The sequence below is a fragment of the Streptomyces bikiniensis genome (genome assembly GCF_000716625.1).
GTDB lineage: Bacteria > Actinomycetota > Actinomycetes > Streptomycetales > Streptomycetaceae > Streptomyces > Streptomyces bikiniensis.
Map to the genome: position 1 here is coordinate 176069 of NZ_JNXJ01000006.1, position 19994 is coordinate 196062.

A 19994-nucleotide genomic window follows, 5' to 3' on the forward strand; every position below is an offset into this window, starting at 1 on the left:
AGGTGACAGGTTGTCAGTGGCGGGTGCTTTCATGAGCCGGTCACGCAGGGAGGCGTGACACAGCTAGTGAGGGGGACACGACTGTGCCCGTGATCGAGGAGTACAAGAGGTCCGACGGGACCGTAGTCAGGAGACACGTCCGTCTGCCGGCGGGTGCCCGCCGGCAGACGGCGATCGCCGGACTGATCGTGGCGGGGGTGTTCCTCTTCGGCAGCGGCAACACGACCACCGGCGCGAGGACCCAGTCGGGTCAGCACCGGTTACCCCAGCCACAGTCGACGGTGGTCTATCCGATCAAGTGGCCCGGATGGGACAAGCCGGTGGTCCAGCCTACGCCGACAGTCTCGTATCCGATCGTCTTCCCCACCACGGGGAGTGGGCGATGAGCCGTCGCCCGATCCGTCGCCGGCCCGCCCAGAAGCGTGGTTCCGACGGGAAGTTCCTGTTGATGCTGGGTCTGATCGGCGTAGTGGCTCAGGGGCTGTTGGCGGCAACTCTGTCCTGGCTCGCCGAGCACCCCTGGATTCTCGCTCTTCCGGTCCTGGCAGTGGCCGGGGCAGGTATAGCCCTTGTACTTCTGCGGCGGGAGGCGACTCGCCGGGAGCGGATCCGTTTGCAGGGTCTTCGATACCTGGTTGAGCACCTGGATGGCCTGCACTACACCCAGTTCGAGTACGCCGTCCGCGACTTGATGCGGCGCGATGGCTATCAGGACGCCCAACAGGTCGGCGGAAGCGGCGACAACGGAGCCGATGTGAAGGCTACCGATCCGTTCGGGGGACGCTGGGTGATCCAGTGCAAGCACCGTAAGGCCGGCTGGTCGGGGGCGGCTGTCGGTACCCCCGACCTCCAACGCCTCAATGGCACCGGCCGCCAGATCCACGATGGCGATGTCATCGTCATGCTCACCAATGGTCGTTTCTCCAAGAACGCTCCCGACTTCGCCAAGTCCCAGCGCCTCCACCTGGTCGACCGCCACCTCCTCGCCCGATGGGCCGCCGGCTCCACCCCGCTGTGGGAATTGCTGCGAGCCGTACCGCCGCCGCGGAGACCCTCCTCACCATCCTGATCCGTCACCGTGGACGTCCAGGCGGCCAAAGCCACGCCTCACTCTCCGGAGGAGATCGAGGTCGCCTCCGGAGAGTGAGGCAGTCCGGCCACGATGCGCTTCAATCTGCCCCGTCACCCATGCAGGTGATGGGCCCCGTAAAAACCTCATGGCCTGCAGGGAAGCCCCCGTGAAAGTTTCATGTCCGCACTCTTCCCCGAGCCAACTGATCCCGGCCGCTCCGGATACCTGGATGCCGCCGATCGCATCAAGCCGGGCGACACGCTGCTGATCCGATTTCCCAGCGAGGCTGCTTGCCGCTCGAGCGCCTTCAAACGTGCCGCTACCCGCCACGGGCTTTCAGTAGCCCAGGCAAAAGAGTACGTGGCACTGGCGCGGTGGTTCAGCCCGGACATGCGCCCGCGTATCTTCTCTGACGTCCAGATCTCCTACACGGTCCTGACGGAAGCAGCCCGCGACTACTCAAGTCCAATACGCCTGATCACCAGCGCTGGGACGTCCTTCGCTCAATGGTCGATGCTGCGGCGAGTGAAGGACGGAAGCGCGTGACGGCGAATGAGTACCGGTCCGCAACCGGTTCCAGGCAAGTTCCGAACCAAGCCAGCGCCATACCGGCCGAGGCAGTGATTCGACAGCTCGAACGTCCTGGCGTCTGGCAGGCCGTCGTCGATTGCATCGGGGCAGACCCTGTCAGCCACCGAGAGGTACCGCTGCGCCTCTCGGCGTGACGATCACCTCGTGAAGTGGCGGACCGGCTTCTGGACTTCGCCTTCAGCGACCAACGCCGGGGGGCGCGCCACAATGTGCCAGTGGAGCCGGTGGATCACGGTCACCAGAGGCACGTCGAAGACGACCAGGCACCAGAAAGCTCAGGAGGGGTTCTCACAGGTCAGGAGCCGCACACACCCAGTTTCCGGGTGATTCCACGCGCACCGCCTTCGCACCGACCCGCCGCCGCATTACGTTGTTCGGCGCCCGAGATGTCGCGTCAGGAGGTCGGCGAAGCCTGGCAGTCCGGCCTTTGCAAGTCGGGCGACGGTATCGGTGATCGTCACTGGCGGGTTGCGCTTTTCTCTGACAAGCCTGACCACCGTCTCCGCCACCTCATGCGGCAACTCGTCATACAGCCCGCACAGGTACGAATCCGGGTCGATCACCCGTACTCCGCGCTCAGCCAAGTCACCGGCAGGGAAGTCGGCGAGATTCCACGTGATCAGCGCGTCCGCCCCTGCAGCCACCGCTGCCGCCGCATGGTGCCGATCGTCGGGGTCATCGCCCGGCATTTCATCGACAAGGTGCCCATAGGCCGCCGCCGGGATCTCGCAGTCGGCGAAGAAGCGTCGAACGGCCTGGGCCACAGCGGCAGCTGACTCCGCCGAACGCCTTCCTTCCCGGACGATGACCCGCTCCCACTCCGCGAGCAGTCGTTCGGACCACACGATCTCGTGGACGGAGTCTTCCGTGAGGGCCAGCATCACGTCCATCACCGAGAACGGAAACAAGACGTTGGTGTCCACGAAGACCCGCACCGCCACGCTCCCCCCTCTTCCTGTTGCACTACTGCCGGTGACACCCACATCAATCGGGCAGGTCGGCGTCCGCCAGGAATTCGGCGATCTGGCGTCGCCCCTCCCTGCGGCGCTCACGCCGCTGCTGGAACGCCAGCACGTCCGCAAGGCGGACCACGCGGTGGCTGCTGCCGGGAAGATTCGTCGAGGGGATGTCGCCGGCGTCGAGCAGACGGGCGATGAACGGCCGAGACAGACCCAGAAGCTCAGCGGCCTCAGCAGGCGACAGCTGTACCTCGGACGCCAGGACTGTCACCGCATGCCCGCGGGACAGCTCACCGGCCGAAGCCAGAAGAAGACGGACCAGCTCCCTCGGCAATGCCAGTTCGCCGCCGTCCGGGGTGCGCACCAGCACCTCGACCGACTCCGGCGCCATCCGGGCAGTCGCGGCAAGCGCGCACTGGTGAGAGGGATCCGGTTCGACCCTCTCGGCACGGGCAAGAACGCTGGAACGAGCCATGGCCGCCTCCAATCACTGACCCCGGCGAGACTGCATCTGCAATAACTGTAACCAAGGGGCTCGGTGCGGGCAACTACGGAGGAGAGGGATCTCAACTACGCCAGGCAACACGTTTGCAGGCGGTCGTCTCCCGTGATGTCACCCGGGAGGCCGTGCCACAACGTGCCAGTAGAGGCGGTGAACAACGGACAACAAGGGAGCGGCAGGACAGCCGGAACGGGGCCCAGAGCCGGACGTTCGCACAGGTCAGAGGCCGTACGTAGGGCCAAGTACCGGGTGATTTCCAAGCTTATAGCGCGGGTTCGATTCCCGTCATCCGCTCTTGTGTGAAGCCCCAGGTCAGCGGCCTGGGGCTTCGTCGCCGTCCAGGCCCTTGGGGCACGCGTGCCGTGCAGGCGCCGTAAGAGGTCGTTTCGTCTGGTCGCCACAGGCAGGGTGTTGTCCACGGCTGGTCGGCGGCGGAGGTCCCCGAGGGACAGAGCGCGTCGGCTGACCCAGAAAGCGGCAAGAGGCCGGATACCCGGCTCTTGTCCGGCCGCCTGCCGTCCGGTACATCGTGCGTGGTCATAATGCGCGGGTGAGCAGACCTCCCGTGCCGTTGCCCGCCGAACACATACCACCCGGCACCGCCGCGTGGCGGCATTCGGAAGCCGAGCGTTGGCTCGCTGCCGCGCCCGCCCGGTGGGCGCACCCTCTGTGGACGTTGCCGGCGCTGATCGCCTCACTGGTGTGGGACATCGCGGAGGCTCCCGTCGCCCCCTGCACGTCCGCCGCTCCGTGCGGCACCGACTGGCTGGGCCTCGGAACAGCCGTCGTGCTGCTGCTGACCCTGTACTGGGTGTGGCGGCAGCCACGGCTCGCGCTCGCGGGGCTTGCGGCCACGCTGACGGGGTTCGCCGTCGAAGGCGGCTACGCGTCGGCGCTCGGCGAACCGTCCACGCTCGCGTTCCTGATGGCCGCCGCGTTCACCACCGCCGGGCTCGTCCATCGGCTGGCCGCCGCCGGACGGCAGCGGGCGCGGGCCCTGGAGGCGGCCGGGCCGGTCGCACAACCGCTGCCCGCCGCCGCGCGGACGTTCCGCCGGGGTCGGCTCTCCCTCGTCCTGGCCGGCCTGCTGCTGGGCGTCGCCGGGTTCGGCTGCTGGCAGGTGCACCAGGTCGTCGACGCGTACGAGGAGCGGGCCGCGGAAGCCGCGCACCTGTCCGGACGGGTCACGGCCCTGGAGCAGGACGACGACATCGACATCGTCGAGGTGGAGGCCGACGGGCGTACCCATCGCTTCGAGACGGCCTCCCCCGAGGACTTCCCCGTGGGCAGCCGGGTCGACGTCGTCGTGGACGGCGACTGGGCGGCGCTGGTCGCGGAGCCGTACGACGCCGTCGGCTGGGAGCTTCTGGCGGTGGCCGGCTCCGTCGCGGGGCTGGCGTTCCTCGCCAACGGCGTGGACGGACGGAGGCGTTCGCAGCGGCTGCGGCGCGAACCGCTGCCGGTGCTGCACGTGCTGGTGCGCGAGGATCACGACGACGGCCGCACCTGGGTGTTCGCGGCCGACGACCCGGAGGGCCTTCGGCCGATCCTGCACTTCCATTCGCTGTACGCCTTCGAGCAAGAAGAAGACGACGAGGACGGCGGCGCCGCACCCGTCGTTGAACTCGACAAGATCACGGAGGTCCTCAAGGGCGAGGATCCTCCCCCGCCGCTGCGGGAGGCCGTTCTGTACGGCGCCCCCTACGCCGGCGCCGAAGTCGCCTTCGTCGCGTTCGACGACGAAGACGACGTCGAGGTGTCGGTGCAGTGCAGTGTCACCGCGGTGAAGCCGGCCGGCTCGGGCTTGATGGGGCGCGGGCAGCGGCCCTGCGACGAGATCGCCGCCGGCATGACGCCCTCGGCGGGCCCGCGCACGTGGACGGCTCACGGCTCCTCGCGCGCCGTGGGTCTCGGCCTGCTGCTGGTGCAGGGTGGCGGCATCTGGGCCGCGCTCGAGGACGGACCGTCGTGGCACTGGCTGTGGCTCGCCGTGAGTCTGCCCTGGCTGGTGACGGCCGTGGCGACGGCGCTCACCTGGCGCATCACCGCCGACCGTGACGGGCTGTGGGTGACCGGGGCCTGGCGCGTAAGGCGGGTCCCGTGGAACGTGATCACGTCCGTGCACCACTCCGCCGACGGCATCCGGGTCGGCCGGGCCGAGGACTCTTCCGTCGAGCTGTCCCCCACCGGCTGGGCATGGCTGGAGCACCGCCTGGGCCGCGAGCCGCATGCGGTGCGCACCGCCGAGGAACTGCGGGTTCTGCTGCTCCACCCGGAACTACGGCCGTTGGAAGAGGCACCGGTGGGACGACAAGGCGTGCCGGTCGGACCGCCACTCGCGGCGCTGTCGGCGCTGTGGGGTGTGGCGGTGCTGCTCCTCCTGTGACCGGGCCGCTTCGGCGTTCAGGGAGACGCGACCGCCTGTCAGTCGCCACTCACCGGTCCTGGAGTGCCGGAGCGGCATGTCGACCCCGTTCCCGAAGCCCGCGTCGGCGCACGAACCACCAGACCGCAGGGCAGCAGAACGGGCCGGGCGACCGTCCGGAGCCGCAGCCGCCATGAGTGCCGCGAGTCGGCGGACGAGAGAACAGAACCGCCTTGCGGCGTAACCCACCGGAGAAGCTCGACGCCTCCACCGGCCCCTGAACAGAAGCCCGTGCCACAACGTGCCGGAAGGGGCGGTGAACAGCGGTCACCAGAGGCTTCGCGGAGTCGACCGATACGATGCCCCCGAAGGGCGTTCTCGCAGGTCGGACGGGGTACACCCACCCAAGTGCCGGGTGATTCCCAAGCGTGTGGCGCGGGTTCGGTCCCCGTCATCCGCTCGTGAACGAAGCCCCAGGTCAGGGACCTGGGGCTTCGTCGTTGTTCGGGGGCCCTCCGGGCGTCGTGTGCCGGGAGCGGTCAGAACTCCAGCACCTCGCGGTCGAGCGGATAGCGCGCGCGGTGGGGGCCGTCGTGCGGTGACGGGGTGATCGGGAGGACTCCGGTCGGCTGGAGGCCCAGGTTGTCGTCCCAGATCCGGGGTTCGACGTGTCCGACGACGCGGAACTTCCGGAAGGTGAACGGGGGGCTGTCGGTCGGGAAGAACTCCGGCGTGGTCATCACCTGGAAGTGGAGGTGCGGCGTGGTCGAGTTGCCGCTGTTGCCGATCAGGCCGAGGACCTGGCCGGGTTCGACGCGGTCGCCTTCCCGGACCCTGGGCGAGCCGGGCGTCAGGTGCGCGTAGAGCAGGTAGCGGCCCGGCCCGACCTCCACGGTGACGTGGTTGCCGACGGTCTCCTCGATGGGCGGGACCGGCGGCGCGACGGGCGGCGTGTTGTCCGGGATCCCGTCCTGGACCTCCACCACCCTGCCGCCGGCCGCGGCGACGACCGGCTGCCGGTAGCTCAGGTAGCTGGTGAGCCGCGCGGGGTCGCCCTCCCAGGTCTGTCCCCGCTCGCCGACCTTGTACCAGTCGATCGCGAAGCGCTGCGGTACGTAGAAGCGACCGTTGATCGGGGCGAGACCGCGCCGGTGGTGGGTGTTGCCGCAGCACGACTCGCTGGAGTACCAGGTGCCGGGACGGACCGGCGCGTCCAGGTTCAGCGGCGCGGTGCGGTCGGTCGTGGTGATCTGGACCGTCTCCTCGAACGGGGAGGCACCGGAGGGGGTGAGGACGGCGCCCGAAAGGTGGTGTTCGAGGACCCTGGGCACCCGCTGACCGCGGTCGAGGACCAGGTCGAGCCAGACGACCCACTGCTGGGAGCCCGGGATGACGGTCGGCGTCGGTCCGGGGGGCGCCGGCGTGTACCCGTCCGCACCCGGCAGGGGATCGCCCACCGGGTTGGCGGCATCGGCCAGCGCCTGCCCGCTCAGCGAGCCCACCACCCGGTGCGTGCGGACGTCCCGGACCTCGACGCGGTCCAGTCGCACCCGCGCGCTGCCGGGCAGCGCGCTCGTGGTGAGCAGTTCGTACGAGAGGTGCGTCTTGCCGTCCGTGGCGTCGAACGGCGCCGGTTCGGTCATCACGGCCGCCGTCAACGGCGTGAACCGGGGGCCGGGCGCCGGTTCGGTCGGGCCCGTCCCGTATCCGGGTGCTGTCGAAGCCGTCATCATGCCGACCGCGAGCACGGCGGCGGCGAGCCCGCGGCGTAGCGGGCCGCGGCCGGTGCGGTTGCGAGGGTGGCGCTCTGCCATGGTGCTCTTCCAGTCGTCGGGTCCGGGACCGTGAAGGACACCGGCACGCCCCGCGCCGAGGCGCAGGCCCATGTAATCCGGCCGGGCGGCGCTCTCGGCGGACGGCGCCGGAGCCGGGCACCGAACTACACCCGTCCAGCCGCACCGGACCGCCGGGCGGGGACCGGCGCGCGCCCCATCCATGCACTCCGGGGTGGTGAACAGCGGTCGCCCCGGGTGCGAGCAGAGCCTTCCGTAAGGACCCGTGAAGAGACTTGTCCGCAGGTCAGACGACGTATGAATGATCCGGGCGGCGGTGATTCCCAAGCTTGTGACGCGGGTTCGGTTCCCGTCGTCCGCTCGTGGACGAAGGCCCGGGTCGGTGGCCCGGGGCTTCGTCGTTGCCCGGGCCCCCCGCTTCGACGCCGGTACGGCCGGAGCCACGTCAACTGCCCCTGGATCGCTGGGCGGACGGGGGATATGATCTACGGCAACATCGCGTGTCGGTCACCGGCTGGGTGAGACATGGAGGTGTCGGGACATGCCTTCGGAGGCATTCCTTGTCAGTCGAGTTGAACCACACGATCGTCCACGCCCGGGACAACCGGGAGTCCGCTGAGTTCTTCGCGGACCTTCTCCACCTCGAGATCACCGACGAGTGGGGTCCGTTCATCGCCGTCGGCCTGAGCAACGGCGTCACGCTGGACTTCGCCACCGTTCCCGCGGACGGCATCACCCCCCAGCACTACGCCTTCCTGATCTCCGAGGACGAGTTCGAAGCGGCGTACGCGCGGATCAGAGAGCGCGGCATCGAGCACTACGCCGACCCCCAGCGGAAGCAGCCCGGCACGGTCAACCACAACGACGGTGGCCGCGGCGTGTACTTCATGGACCCGGCGGGTCACGCCATGGAACTCATCACCGTGCCGTACGGCGGCTGGGCCTCGTAACCGCATCCCCCGAGGACCGCACACCGTTGTGCGGGGTGCGGTCCTCGGCCGCTGCCCGTGCCCCGTGTGATCGCCCCGCGGCGCCACAGCGCTTCGTCGCGCCCGACCCCGTTCCCCTTCCGAGGAGCAGCCCTTCGTCACCCGATCCGACCGCCCTCCACCCCTTGCCCGCGCACGGCCGGGTGGTGTTCCTCAAGCCCCTGGTCACCTCATCGAACATCACCGTGGACGCGTACACGTACCACGACGATCCCGACGGCGCCACGGAGTTCGAGCGCCGCGACGTCCTCTACGCCTACGGGCCCGAGCGCCTGGTCATCGGCAGGTACTGCGCGCTCGCCACGGGGACCCGTTTCCTGACGGCCGGCGCCGAGCATCCGATGACGGGGGTGTCCACCTACCCGTTCACGATGTTCGGCGGCCGGTGGGCCGAGGAGACCCCGGACATCGTCACCGCCGTGCCCGGCCGTGGCGACACGGTCGTCGGCAACGACGTCCGGTTCGGCCACGGGGCGACCGTCATGCGCGGCGTACGGATCGGCGACGGCGCCGTCGTCGCGGCCGGCGCGGTGGTCACCGCCGACGTCCCGCCGTACACGATCGTCGGTGGCGAACCGGCCCGGCCGATCCGGCAGCGCTTCGACGACGCCGACGCCGACGCCGAACGGCTGCGGCGCGCCGCCTGGTGGGACCGGCCCGCCGACCTGATCACCGAGCACGCCCGCACCATCATGGCCGGAACACCGGCCGACATCGCCCGTACCACCACCGAACACGGAGGGGACAAGTCCCTTCGAGCCATGCGATCCGGGTGTCCGGACCGGGGGCGTCCGCCGTCCCCGTCCCGGACCCCCGGGGCGGGAACTCCACGGCCTCCTCGAGCACGTCGTGCGACCCGCCGCCGGCCGGGTGACGGCGGGTCACGTCCCCCCGTTCACCGTCCGCCGCCCTCGGCGAGGGTGTGGGCGACGAGGGCGTTGGCGTGGCCGTGGCCCAGGCCGTGCTCGGACTTGAGCCAGGTCACGAGCTCCATGTGCCTGGTCAGCGGGGAGGAGCGGATGAGGTCCTTCCACTCGGAGATCGGGCGGCCGTACTTCTTCTCGATGGACGGAAAGTAGCTGGCGGGGCCCTTCACGGCGTCGGTCATGGGTGCTCCTGTGTCGTGTCCGTCGTGTCTGCCGTATCGGAATGATCTTGGTGGTGTCGGTTCTCCCGCCGGAGAGGCGGTTCGCCGGAATGCCGACCGGCCGGGCGGTCGCCGCGGCCTAGTCGCAGCGGGCCGGGTCCCGCGCCGGCCATCAGCCGGGACGCCGGCGAGTACGAGGTCCACCGTCCGGATCCGGCCCGGCTCACCGAGGGCGTGCGGGGCACGGCGGGCCTTCCTTCCGTCGGTGGTTTCGCATGTACGACCGGTGGTGCGCGGCGAATTCATCGCCCTCGGGGATGTGTGCCGGGTCACACGGGCTTCGGGGCCTCCCCCGCGCTCACGCCACCGGGAAGGACGGGCCCGATCGGGGCGGGTCGGTAGGGTCGCGGCATGCGGGTGGGGATGGGCGCGCACGCCGCATCCTGTGCGGACCGACTCAGGGCGATGACCGCGGACAGCGACCCCTGGACGCACGCGCTGTGGGCCGCCACCGGCGACACCGGGAGCACCGTTCCCGTCCTGACGGCGGTCGTGCGCGGCCTGGCCGAGGGGGCCTGCGAACCGGTCGTGCTCCCCGCCGTCCGGCACCTGGCCCGGATCGGGCGCGCGGCCCGGCCCGCCGCGGACCTCCTGCGCGACGTGCCCGCCGGCGACCGGCGGCTGCGGTCCTCCGGCGGCCGGCGCGGGTTCGTCCAGGACGAGGAGGTCCGCTCCGCCGTACGGGACCTGCTCGACGCGTCGTCCGCCTGAAGCGGGCTCCGGGCGGGACCTGCCCGCGCCTGCCGCTCTCCGGGGCCCGGGGCTTCGTCGTCGCGCCCTCCGGCCGGCAGGTCGGCGGACCCTCGGCGCGGGCCGGACCGGGGGACGGCACGTGTCCGTGCCGAGGGCCACCGCCCCGCGCTCCCGGACCGCCCCGCGCCGCGACCTCGCCACGCCTCCCTCACCGGTGGTGCGGCTCCGCCGTGTCATCCGCCGGCCGTGAGGACACCGCCGGGTTCCGGCGGTCTCGGAGGGTCCGGAGGTGCGGACGTGCCGCGCTCCTCCCCCGCGACCCCGTCGCGGACCTGCTCCTCCGGGGCCTCCGATCGCAGCGCCTCGATGCGGGCGCGGGCCCACGCGGGACGGCACACGGCGTCTCCTTCCTTCCGGACCGGACGGCTCAGCGGAGTTCCTGGATGCGGATCAGGTTGCCCGCCGGGTCACGGAAGGCGCAGTCCCGGATGCCGTACGGCTGCTCCGTCGGCTCCTGGACGACCTCGGCCCCGGCGTCCCGCACCTTCTCGAAGACGGCGTCGAGCCGGGGAGAGGCCAGGAGGATCCAGCCGTACGTGCCCTTGGCCATCATCTCGGTGACGACGCGGCGCTCCTCCTCGGTGACCCCGGGGTCGGCGGCGGGCGGCGCGAGCAGGATCGACGTGCCGGGCTGCCCGGGCGGACCGACCGTGATCCAGCGCATCGTCCCCTCGCCGACGTCGCCGCGGACCTCGAAGCCGAGGGCGTCGCGGTAGAAGGCGACGGCGGCGTCCGGGTCGTCGTGCGGGAGGGAGGTGGTGTGGATGGTGATGTCCATGGACCTCACGCTAACTTCGGGCGTCCGGGCGGCGCTTCTCGAATCCTGACCGGTCCCGGACCCGGCTCGATCGGTCCCGGCCCCGGCCCCCGGCCCGGCTCGATCGGTCCCGGCCCCGGCCCCCGGCCCGGCTCGATCGGTCCCGGTCCCGGCCCCCGGCCCGGCTCGATCGGTCCCGGTCCCGGTTCAGTGGTGGAAGCCGGCGCGCTCCGTGTCCGCCGGCTTGCCCCGCCGGAGGCGTTCCAGGGAGTCGCGCATGTCCCGGGCGAGCAGGTCGACCTCGTCCCGACCCACCCCGTGCCGGATCAGGACGCGCTGGACCACGGTCTCCTGCCGGTCGGCGGGCAGCGGGTACGAGGGGACCTGCCAGCCGCGCATCCGGAGCTGGTCGGAGAGGTCGTACAGGCTGAAGCCCGCGCCCGCCGGGTCGGTGAGGGTGTACGAGACGGCCGGCAGCGCCCCCTGCCCGTCGTACAGCAGGGTGAACGGCCCCATCTCCGCCACCTGCCCGGCCAGGTACCGGGCCGTCTCCGCGCACACCCCCTGGACGCGCCGGTAGCCGGCCCGCCCCAGGCGCAGGAAGTTGTAGTACTGGGCGACGATCTCGCCGCCGGGCCGGGAGAAGTTGAGGGCGAAGGTCGGCAGGTCGCCGCCGAGGTAGTTGACGTCGAAGACCAGGTCCTTCGGCAGCAGCTCGGCGGTGCGCCAGACCGCCCAGCCCACGCCGAGGGGCGCGAGGCCGTACTTGTGGCCGGAGGCGTTGATGGAGGAGACCCGTTCGAGCCGGAAGTCCCAGACGAGGTCCCGGTGCAGGAAGGGGGCGACGAAGCCGCCGCTGGCCGCGTCGACGTGGATCGGGACGTCGAGCCCCGTCTCCTCCTGGATCCGGTCCAGCTCGGCGGCGATCTCCGCGACCGGCTCGTAGTCGCAGGTGAAGGTGACGCCGAGGATCGCGACGACGCCGATCGTGTTCTCGTCGACGTACTCGCGCAGCTGGTGCGGCCGCAGGCCGGTCGCGCCGTCCTCCAGGGGGACCTGGCGCAGCTCGACGTCGAAGTAGCGGGCGAACTTGTCCCAGCAGATCTGGACGGGACCGGCGACGATGTTGGGCCGGTCGACGGGCTTGCCCTCGGCCCGGCGCCGCTCCCGCCACCGCCACTTCAGGGCCAGGCCGCCCAGCATGGCGGCCTCGCTGGAGCCGGTGGTGGAGCAGCCCATGGCCCGGCCGCCCGCCGCCTCGGGGGCGTTCCACAGGTCGGCCAGGATGTTCACGCACCGCGCCTCGATCTCGGCGGTCTGCGGGTACTCGTCCTTGTCGATCATGTTCTTGTCGAGGCACTCGTCCATCAGGCGGCGGACCTCGTCGTCCGACCAGGTCGTGCAGAACGTCGCCAGGTTCTGCGCGGCGTTGCCGTCGAGCAGCAGCTCGTTGTGGAGCATCGCGTAGACGGCCTCCGGCAGGGAGGGCTCCTCGGGCATGCGGTACTTGGGCAGGACCCGCTCGCTGAGCGGCGAGGCGAACACGTCCGTCCTCGCGTCGGTGCCCTTCGGGGCCTTCATCTCGTGGAGCGCCACGGCTTCCCCTTCGCTCGACAGCACGACAGCTCAACAGCACGGCAGCACGTCCGCTCGGCAGCACGACGGCTCGACAGCACAGCAGCACGACAGCACAGCAGCACGACAGCTCGGCAGCACAGCAGCTCGGCAGCACAGCAGCACGCCCGCCGCGGGCGGCCCCGTGCCTCCCATCAACCCACGGGAGCGGGGGCGGCGCCCGGCGGCGGGGGAGGGCGTTGGCCCGGGCGGGTGAGGGGGCGCCCCGGGGCCGTACCGCGCCGTCTTGACGGCCCCACCCCCTCCGACCTGCGGTTCCGTACGACGGGCCGGATCGGGGGTTCACCCGTTGGATGGGTGACAGAGCACTTCCCCCGGGCCCCGGAGACCCGACCGCATCCACCCCGACCTGCGGAAACCCCGCCCCCGAAGCACGCCGACACGCCCGGCCGGGCGGATACCGGCACCACGGGACAAGCAGTACGTTCCGGGAGAAGTGGATCACCGTCGATGCTCCCCCCCTGTCAGCCGAGGCCGAAAGGCGACCCGCATGAGCAACAGCACCGCATGGAAGGAAGCCGACTCCGGCGACGCCGCCGAGGGCTACGACTCCTACGACGACCTCCCCGAGCGCCTCATCGGCTACCCGGCCGTCTTCCACGCCCTCGGCATCGGCTCCTCCGCCGTCCGTACGGTCCTGGACCACGGCTGCGGGCCCGGCAAGGTCGCCGCCCGGGTCGTCGAGGCCTCCGGCGCGCGGGTCGTGGCCGCCGACGTCTCGCCGCACATGCTGGCCGTCGCCCGCGCACGGCACGCGCACCCGAGGATCGAGCACCGGCTGATCGGGGACGACGGGCGCCTCGCGTTCCTCGACGACGGCTCCGTGGACGCCGCCATGTCCTGCTTCGTCTACGTCACCGTCGGCGAGGTGGGGACCCTGCACGACATCGCCGCCGAGGTCCACCGCGTCCTGCGCCCCGGCGGCCGGTACGCCGTCCTCGACGCCAACCCGCGCAGCACCGGCATCCGCTTCTCCACGTTCCGCACCGGCGAGCCCGGCCGCGTCTACACCAAGGGCGAGGCCCGGCCGACCCGTCTCGAACTCCCGGGCGGCGGGCGGCTCGACCTGACCGACCACCACTGGCCCTGCCGGACCTACCTCGACGTCCTGGGCAAGGCCGGCTTCACCGACCTGGACGTCCACGAGCCCGTACTCCCCCGGCACTCGCCCCTCCTGGGCGGCCGCCCGGCGGAGGCCGACCACCCGCCGTTCCTCGTCGTCTCGGGCGTGAAGAGGTGAGCCGGGGTGTGAGGAGGTGACGGGCCGGCGGAGGAAATCTGTTCCCGCAAAGTGAGAATTCAGCAGCACGCGCCGTGAGGATTTCTCACCGGACCACGCGGAAAGAATTACTCACACCGCACTCCGCCGTTCACCGTGCTACCTTCGACATCAGTTGCAGTTGTGGTTCCCGAAGCATGAGCATCAACGGTCATGAGTATTGCCGGTCCTTTCCGGCTGGGGCGATCATCGCGGCGACACGGAATCCGCACGGTGTGGATTCCCAGCACTGCCCCGAAGGAGAAAAGACATGGCTTCCGGTACCGTCAAGTGGTTCAACGCGGAAAAGGGCTTCGGCTTCATCGAGCAGGACGGTGGCGGCCCCGACGTGTTCGCCCACTACTCGAACATCGCCTCCCAGGGCTTCCGTGAGCTCCAGGAGGGCCAGAAGGTGAACTTCGACATCGCGCAGGGCCAGAAGGGCCCGACCGCGGAGAACATCGTCTCCGCCTGACGCCGTCACTGTCGCGCGGCGCTTCCCCCCGGGAAGCGCCGCGCGACAGCACGAGCTGGGGCCCGCACCTCGGGGTGCGGGCCCCAGCTCTTTTCACAGAAGGACCCCCCGAATTTCGGTCCGGCTTGTCTCGCAATTGTCCGTGCTGCTTTTCTGCTGCGGAAATTCCTTGATACGTGCCGCATCGAGGAAGGTTCGCCATGAACCGCACACGCACGCACGCGCATTCCACCCGCTCCGACCGTTCCGGCCGTTCCGCCCGCTCGCAGCCCTCCGGCCGCAACCGCCCCCGGGGCGGGAACCGGGCCCCCTCGGGCCCGCCGGCCGAATTCGCGCTCCCCCGTACGGTCACCCCCGCGCTGCCGGCCGTCGAGACGTTCGCCGCGCTCGACCTGCCCGCCCCGCTGCTCGCGGCGCTCGCCGCCGAGGGCATGACCGTGCCCTTCCCGATCCAGGGCGCGACCCTGCCGAACACCCTCGCGGGCCGCGACGCCCTGGGCCGCGGCCGGACCGGCTCCGGCAAGACCCTGGCCTTCGGCCTGGCGCTGCTCGCCCGGACCGCCGGGAAGCGCGCCGAGCCCCGGCGGCCCCTCGCCCTGGTCCTCGTGCCCACCCGCGAGCTGGCCCAGCAGGTGACCGACGCCCTCGCCCCGTACGCCCGCGCGCTGCGGCTCCGGACCGCCACCGTCGTCGGCGGGGTGTCCGTCGGCCGTCATACGCACGCGCTCCGCTCCGGCGCCGAGGTCGTCGTCGCGACCCCCGGCCGCCTCAAGGACCTCATCGACCGCGGCGACTGCGCGCTCGACCAGGTGGGGACCACCGTCCTCGACGAGGCCGACCAGATGGCCGACATGGGCTTCATGCCGCAGGTCACCGCGCTGCTCGACCAGGTGCGGCCGGAGGGGCAGCGGATGCTGTTCTCCGCCACCCTGGACCGCAACGTCGACCTGCTCGTACGCCGCTACCTGAACGACCCCGTCGTCCACTCGGTCGACCCGTCCGCCGGCGCGGTCACGACGATGGAGCACCACGTGCTGCACGTGCACGGCTCCGACAAGCGGGCCGCCACGACGGAGATCGCCGCCCGCGACGGGCGCGTGATCATGTTCCTCGACACCAAGCACGACGTCGACCGGCTGACCCGCGACCTGCTCCTCAGCGGCGTACGGGCCGCCGCGCTGCACGGCGGGAAGTCGCAGGCGCAGCGCACCCGCACCCTGGCGCAGTTCAAGACCGGGCACGTCTCCGTGCTGGTCGCCACGAACGTCGCCGCCCGCGGCATCCACGTCGACCACCTCGACCTCGTCGTCAACGTCGATCCGCCCGCCGACCACAAGGACTACCTGCACCGCGGCGGACGCACCGCCCGCGCGGGCGAGTCCGGCAGCGTCGTCACCCTGGTCACCCCGGGCCAGCGCCGCGGCATGGTCCGCCTCATGGCGGACGCGGGCATCTGGCCCCGCGTGACCGAGGTCCGCTCCGGCGGGGACGAACTGCGCCGCATCACCGGCGCGCAGGCCCCGTCCGGCGTCCCCGTCGTCATCACGGCCCCCGCGGCCGAGCGGCGCCGCGACGGCGCCCCCGGACGCCCCCGCCGGAGCCGCCCCCGCCGGGCCGACCGCCGGGCCGCCGCGTAACGCCCCCACCGCCGCGCAGCGCCTTCGCGCACGACCACCGGGGAACACCGCCCCGGGCCGGTCGCCCTCCCCGTACGGCGTCCCCCGCCACCACCCCCGCAGGAGGCACCCCGTGACACCGCTCCGCAGAACCCCTCCCGACGAGGCCGCGACGCAGGCCTCCGACCACATGACCGTCGAGGTGGCCCTGTCCGTCATGGCCGCCGCCCGGACCGGGCAGCTGCTCGTCCACGACGGCGACGACCGGCCCACCGGCCTGGTCACCCGGGCCCAGCTCGCCGCCGCCCGCGCCGCCTCCTCGTACACGGACCGGCTCCGGCTCCGGGACGTCGTCGGCGCCGTCGCGTCCGCCCGCTGAGCCACCGCCCCCGGCCCGCACTCCCCCGACACCCCTGAGAGGCGTTCATGCGCTGTGTCATCGCCCGCTTCCCCTTCGACCTGACGAAGAGCGGCGTGCTGGACTCGATGAAGGGCGTCAAGCCCGAGCCGGGCACCGGCGAGTTCGTCACCGTCGGCCGCCGCCGGTACCCCGCGAAGCAGGTCGGCGAGGTCCTCACCCGCCAGGACCGGCGCGACTTCAGCGCCGGCGAGGTCGTACGGGCCATGACCCGCCTCGGCTTCACCTGCGGCACGTTCCCCGCCGAGACCGCCGAGACCGTCGCGACGTCCGAGCGCCTGACCGCCTGACCGGACGAGCGCCTGACCGAACGACGTGGGGCCCGACCGGTGCGTACCGGTCGGGCCCCACGTCGTTCGGTCGGCGTCGGCTCAGTGGTCGGAGTACCTGAAGTCGCCCACCGTCCACGCGCTGACGTCCGCGATCGCGACGCGGTACATGCCACCGGTCTCGGGGATGCCCACCGTGCCCTGCAGGATCCGGGCCAGGTGGAAGTGGAGGTGCGTGGGAAGTTCGTCGTCCTTCCGTTCGGTGGGGGTGAACACCCCGGAGAACTCGCCCAGCCGGGCGGAGTCCGTCAGGACCTCCGACACCCGCTCTCTCCAGAGGGCCTCGGGGGCCAGGCGCCCGGTGATGACCACGCCCCCCGCGACCACGGTCAGGGACATCTGATTGCTCTGCCCGGACTCCACCGTGGCGGCAATGTCAATCAGCAGTTCGTCAGGCTTCGACATGAGAGCCGATTCTAGGCGGCGCGCCCTCCGGTGGTTGAATTTCCCCCGGGGCCCAGGTGCCGCACGGCGCCCGGGCCCCGAAGCGTCCCCCGGAAGAGGTGCAGATGACAGCGGACAATCCGCTCGGCGGCCGACTCGAAGACGACGACTACCCGGCCTACACCATGGGACGGGCGGCCGAGATGCTCGGCACGACCCCGGGCTTCCTCCGCGCCCTCGGCGAGGCCCGCCTGATCACCCCGCTCCGCTCCGAGGGCGGCCACCGCCGTTACTCCCGCTACCAGCTGCGGATCGCGGCCCGCGCCCGGGAACTGGTCGACCAGGGCACCCCGGTCGAAGCGGCCTGCCGCATCGTCATCCTGGAGGACCAGCTGGAGGAGGCCCAGCGCATCAACGCGGAGTACCGGCGGGCGGCGGAGGAGTCGACCGGGCGGACGGAGCCCCCGCCGGAGCCCCGGGCGCCGCGCTGACCCGTACGGGCTCCCCGGTCGGCGCCACCGGGCCGGGCGATCTCCCCGCGCCCGTCCGGCCTGTTCCTCCCCCGGGGACGTACGCGATCATGCCCCCATGAAGCTGCGCTGCGCCGTACTCGACGACTACCAGGGCGTCGCCCTGTCCTCCGCCGACTGGAGCCCGCTCGACGGCCGCGTCGAGGTGCGCGTCCTGCGCGAGCACCTCGACGACCGGGACGCGCTGGTCGCCGCCGTCGGGGACTGCGAGATCCTGGTCGTCATGCGGGAGCGGACGCCGGTCGACGCGGCGCTCCTCGACCGGCTGCCCCGGCTGCGGCTCCTGATCACCTCCGGCCTGCGCAACGCCTCGATCGACGTCGCCGCCGCCCGCGCCCGGGGCGTCACCGTCTGCGGCACGGAGAGCTCTTCCACGCCGCCGACCGAGCTGACCTGGGCGCTGCTGCTCGGCCTGGCCCGGCACGTGCCGGCCGAGGCGCGGGCGGTGCGGGAGGGCGGGCCGTGGCAGTCCACCGTCGGCGCCGACCTGGCCGGCCGGACCCTGGGGCTCGTCGGCCTCGGGAAGATCGGCGCCCGGGTGGCCCGGATCGGCCTCGCCTTCGGCATGGACGTCGCCGCCTGGAGCCCGCACCTGACGGAGGAGCGGGCGGCCGAGCACGGGGTGCGGTACGTGGAGGACCTGCGGGGACTGATGGCGGAGGGCGACTTCGTCTCCCTGCACCTGGTGCTCTCCGACCGCACCCGGGGCCTGGTCGGGGAGCCCGAGCTGCGGGCGATGCGCCCGTCCGCGTACCTCGTCAACACCTCCCGGGCCGGTCTGGTCGACGGCGGGGCGCTGCTGCGGGCGCTGCGGGAGGGGTGGATCGCGGGGGCGGGCCTCGACGTCTACGACACGGAGCCGCTGCCCGCCGACGACCCGCTGCGGACCCTGCCGAACGTCCTGGCCCTCCCCCACCTCGGGTACGTGACGGAGGGCAACTACGGGCGGTACTTCGGGCAGGCGGTGGAGGACGTCGAGGCGTTCCTGGCGGGGAAGCCGGTGCGCGAGCTGGGCTGAGGGGCCGGGCCCGTCCCGGGTACGGGTCCCCTACCCCAGGCTGGTCCGCGCCAGGTCCAGGAACTCCTCCTCCGTGAGGCCCAGTTCGCGGGCCTCCGCCGCGGCCTCGCGCAGTCGGGAGACCAGGCGGGCGCGGTCGGGGGCGGTGGCGCCGGGGACGACGACGGCGCCCCGGCCCCGGCGGAGTTCGATCAGGCCCTCCTCGCGGAGCCGCTGGTAGCCGCGGAGGACGGTGTGGACGTTGACGCCGAGGGAGTCGGCGAGCTCCCGGGCGGCCGGGAGGCGTTCGCCCGGGGCGGCCGAGCCGTCGGCGAGCGCTCCCCGGACGCAGGCGGCGATCTGGTCACCGAGGGGGACGGCCGAGGCCGGGTCGACGCGGAAGAGCACGGTCAGAGCCTCCCACGCCGTTCCACGAGGGTGTTGAGGAGGGCGGCCGCGGTGTGCGCGTCGGACACGGTGACCGCGAACTCGTGCCCGTTGTCCCGCCGTACGACGAGGGCTTCGCCGGAGCGCAGGACGACGCCCGTGCGCCGCGGCCGCACCCGGTAGCCCCAGCCGCCGAACTCGGAGACGGGGTCGACGTCGCGGGCGGTGGCGCCGGCGATCTCGTCGAGGGGGACGCGGACGCGGGGCCGGGGCACGAGGGCGGGCCGGACGGTGAGGCCGCGCCGGTCGACGGTGACCCGGACGCGGGCGAGGGCGAGCCCCGGCACCCCGACGACCGGGCCGAGGAGGGCGGGCCAGGCCCCGGGCCACGGGGCCAGGAGCAGGGTGACGGGGACGGCGGCCAGGGCGAGGACCGCGAGGACGGTGAGGGGCCGGGAGGCGCTGGTGCGGGACCAGCCGGCGACCTCGCTCGGGCCGAGCGGGAGCCGGGGGCCGTCCTCGGCGCCGGGGCCGGCGGCCGGCTCCTCCTCGGGGACGAGCCGGGTCAGGGCCAGGCCGGCGAGGGCGAGGAGGGCGGCGCCGGCGGCCGCGAGGGTGAGGTTGACGAGGGGGGAGACGACCTCGGCCGCGTCGGCGGCGTCCAGGTTGTCCCGCAGGACCAGGACGAGCAGCGTCCCGGTGAACCCGGCCGTGGCCCAGGCGCCCCACAGGGCGTTCCGGCGGACGAAGAGGTTCCAGCCGACGGCGGTGCCGAGCAGCAGGGCCGTGCTGACGAACGCGGAGGCGGTCCGGCCGGTGAAGCCGTCGGCGCGGCCCCCGCCTTCGGGGCCGAAGTGGGTGGCGAGGGGATCGGGGAGCCGGTCGTACCAGAGGGCGAGCACCAGCAGGTACGCGAGGAGCACGAGGACGAAGGGGAGCGCGGCGAGCACGCGGAGACGGGGTGTGGCGCGGTTCATGGAGACCTCCCTTGTTTGCACTCTACTAGAACAAGTAGTTCATGGGGAGACCGAAGGCCG

Annotated in this window: 22 protein-coding genes and 1 pseudogene; 14 read left to right on the top strand and 9 right to left on the bottom strand. The window is 72.1% G+C overall.

Annotation, left to right across the window (positions count from 1 at the left end):
- The first annotated feature begins 89 nt into the window (after positions 1-89).
- The 3 genes from OO47_RS06145 (at position 90) to OO47_RS36775 (ending at position 1618) form a co-directional block, all read left to right on the top strand.
- The gene (locus OO47_RS06145; RefSeq protein WP_051736383.1) at positions 90-386 is read left to right on the top strand and encodes a hypothetical protein; all 297 of its coding nucleotides are present in this window, start codon (positions 90-92) and stop codon (positions 384-386) included.
- Positions 383-1069 (top strand): restriction endonuclease, encoded by a 687-nt coding sequence (locus tag OO47_RS06150; protein ID WP_030206301.1) that lies wholly within the window; start codon positions 383-385, stop codon positions 1067-1069. The genes OO47_RS06145 and OO47_RS06150 overlap by 4 nt, the downstream gene beginning before the upstream one ends.
- Positions 1070-1249: 180 nt before the next feature.
- Positions 1250-1618, top strand: coding sequence for a hypothetical protein (locus OO47_RS36775; RefSeq protein ID WP_158708635.1), 369 nt, complete (start codon positions 1250-1252; stop codon positions 1616-1618).
- A 410-nt stretch (positions 1619-2028) separates the two neighbouring features.
- On the opposite strand, the gene OO47_RS06155 is transcribed toward OO47_RS36775, so the two are convergent.
- Together OO47_RS06155 and OO47_RS06160 are read right to left on the bottom strand one after the other, a co-directional pair.
- A complete protein-coding gene (locus OO47_RS06155; RefSeq protein ID WP_199812274.1) occupies positions 2029-2604 on the bottom strand; it encodes a PIN domain-containing protein in 576 nt (191 codons plus the stop codon).
- A gap of 43 nt (positions 2605-2647) precedes the next feature.
- A complete protein-coding gene (locus tag OO47_RS06160; protein ID WP_030206304.1) occupies positions 2648-3097 on the bottom strand; it encodes a helix-turn-helix domain-containing protein in 450 nt (149 codons plus the stop codon).
- A gap of 598 nt (positions 3098-3695) precedes the next feature.
- Between OO47_RS06160 and OO47_RS06165 the strand changes: the two genes are divergently transcribed.
- Positions 3696-5510 (top strand): hypothetical protein, encoded by a 1815-nt coding sequence (locus OO47_RS06165; protein WP_030206306.1) that lies wholly within the window; start codon positions 3696-3698, stop codon positions 5508-5510.
- A 518-nt stretch (positions 5511-6028) separates the two neighbouring features.
- Here OO47_RS06165 and OO47_RS06170 read toward each other — a convergent pair.
- On the bottom strand, positions 6029-7303 hold the full coding sequence (locus OO47_RS06170; protein WP_078489508.1) for a M23 family metallopeptidase: 1275 nt from the start codon (positions 7301-7303) through the stop codon (positions 6029-6031).
- A gap of 539 nt (positions 7304-7842) precedes the next feature.
- On the opposite strand from OO47_RS06170, the gene OO47_RS06175 reads away from it, so the two are divergent.
- Positions 7843-8232, top strand: coding sequence for a VOC family protein (locus OO47_RS06175; protein ID WP_030206311.1), 390 nt, complete (start codon positions 7843-7845; stop codon positions 8230-8232).
- Between the two features lie 164 nt (positions 8233-8396).
- A pseudogene (locus OO47_RS37650) lies at positions 8397-9011 on the top strand (CatB-related O-acetyltransferase); the annotation flags it as partial.
- A gap of 155 nt (positions 9012-9166) precedes the next feature.
- Here the strand turns inward: OO47_RS37650 and OO47_RS34715 are convergent.
- Entirely contained in the window at positions 9167-9379 is a 213-nt protein-coding gene (locus tag OO47_RS34715) for a DUF4287 domain-containing protein (RefSeq protein ID WP_078489499.1), read from the bottom strand.
- A 444-nt stretch (positions 9380-9823) separates the two neighbouring features.
- On the opposite strand from OO47_RS34715, the gene OO47_RS06185 reads away from it, so the two are divergent.
- Positions 9824-10129 (top strand): hypothetical protein, encoded by a 306-nt coding sequence (locus OO47_RS06185; RefSeq protein ID WP_030206317.1) that lies wholly within the window; start codon positions 9824-9826, stop codon positions 10127-10129.
- 409 nt (positions 10130-10538) lie between these two features.
- Here OO47_RS06185 and OO47_RS06190 read toward each other — a convergent pair whose 3' ends face one another.
- Positions 10539-10949, bottom strand: coding sequence for a VOC family protein (locus OO47_RS06190; RefSeq protein ID WP_030206318.1), 411 nt, complete (start codon positions 10947-10949; stop codon positions 10539-10541).
- A 186-nt stretch (positions 10950-11135) separates the two neighbouring features.
- On the bottom strand, positions 11136-12524 hold the full coding sequence (locus tag OO47_RS06195) for a glutamate decarboxylase (protein WP_030206325.1): 1389 nt from the start codon (positions 12522-12524) through the stop codon (positions 11136-11138).
- Between the two features lie 529 nt (positions 12525-13053).
- Between OO47_RS06195 and OO47_RS06200 the strand changes: the two genes are divergently transcribed.
- From OO47_RS06200 to OO47_RS06220, 5 genes are all read left to right on the top strand, one after another.
- A complete protein-coding gene (locus tag OO47_RS06200; RefSeq protein WP_051715232.1) occupies positions 13054-13803 on the top strand; it encodes a class I SAM-dependent methyltransferase in 750 nt (249 codons plus the stop codon).
- A 289-nt stretch (positions 13804-14092) separates the two neighbouring features.
- Entirely contained in the window at positions 14093-14296 is a 204-nt protein-coding gene (locus OO47_RS06205) for a cold-shock protein (protein WP_030206327.1), read from the top strand.
- Between the two features lie 200 nt (positions 14297-14496).
- Positions 14497-15933, top strand: a complete 1437-nt coding sequence (locus tag OO47_RS06210; protein ID WP_030206329.1) for a DEAD/DEAH box helicase — start codon at positions 14497-14499, stop codon at positions 15931-15933.
- 112 nt (positions 15934-16045) lie between these two features.
- Positions 16046-16291 (top strand): hypothetical protein, encoded by a 246-nt coding sequence (locus OO47_RS06215; RefSeq protein WP_030206332.1) that lies wholly within the window; start codon positions 16046-16048, stop codon positions 16289-16291.
- 47 nt (positions 16292-16338) lie between these two features.
- Positions 16339-16620 (top strand): SCO5918 family protein, encoded by a 282-nt coding sequence (locus OO47_RS06220; RefSeq protein ID WP_030206335.1) that lies wholly within the window; start codon positions 16339-16341, stop codon positions 16618-16620.
- 81 nt (positions 16621-16701) lie between these two features.
- Here OO47_RS06220 and OO47_RS06225 read toward each other — a convergent pair whose 3' ends face one another.
- A complete protein-coding gene (locus OO47_RS06225; protein ID WP_030206337.1) occupies positions 16702-17064 on the bottom strand; it encodes a hypothetical protein in 363 nt (120 codons plus the stop codon).
- A 104-nt stretch (positions 17065-17168) separates the two neighbouring features.
- On the opposite strand from OO47_RS06225, the gene OO47_RS06230 reads away from it, so the two are divergent.
- A complete protein-coding gene (locus tag OO47_RS06230) occupies positions 17169-17534 on the top strand; it encodes a helix-turn-helix domain-containing protein (RefSeq protein WP_033208203.1) in 366 nt (121 codons plus the stop codon).
- A 97-nt stretch (positions 17535-17631) separates the two neighbouring features.
- Positions 17632-18591, top strand: coding sequence for a D-2-hydroxyacid dehydrogenase family protein (locus OO47_RS06235; protein ID WP_030206342.1), 960 nt, complete (start codon positions 17632-17634; stop codon positions 18589-18591).
- Between the two features lie 30 nt (positions 18592-18621).
- On the opposite strand, the gene OO47_RS06240 is transcribed toward OO47_RS06235, so the two are convergent.
- Together OO47_RS06240 and OO47_RS06245 are read right to left on the bottom strand one after the other, a co-directional pair.
- Positions 18622-18978 (bottom strand): GntR family transcriptional regulator, encoded by a 357-nt coding sequence (locus tag OO47_RS06240; RefSeq protein WP_030206348.1) that lies wholly within the window; start codon positions 18976-18978, stop codon positions 18622-18624.
- Positions 18979-18980: 2 nt separating this feature from the next.
- The gene (locus OO47_RS06245) at positions 18981-19934 is read right to left on the bottom strand and encodes a DUF1648 domain-containing protein (RefSeq protein ID WP_030206349.1); all 954 of its coding nucleotides are present in this window, start codon (positions 19932-19934) and stop codon (positions 18981-18983) included.
- Positions 19935-19994 lie beyond the last annotated feature (60 nt).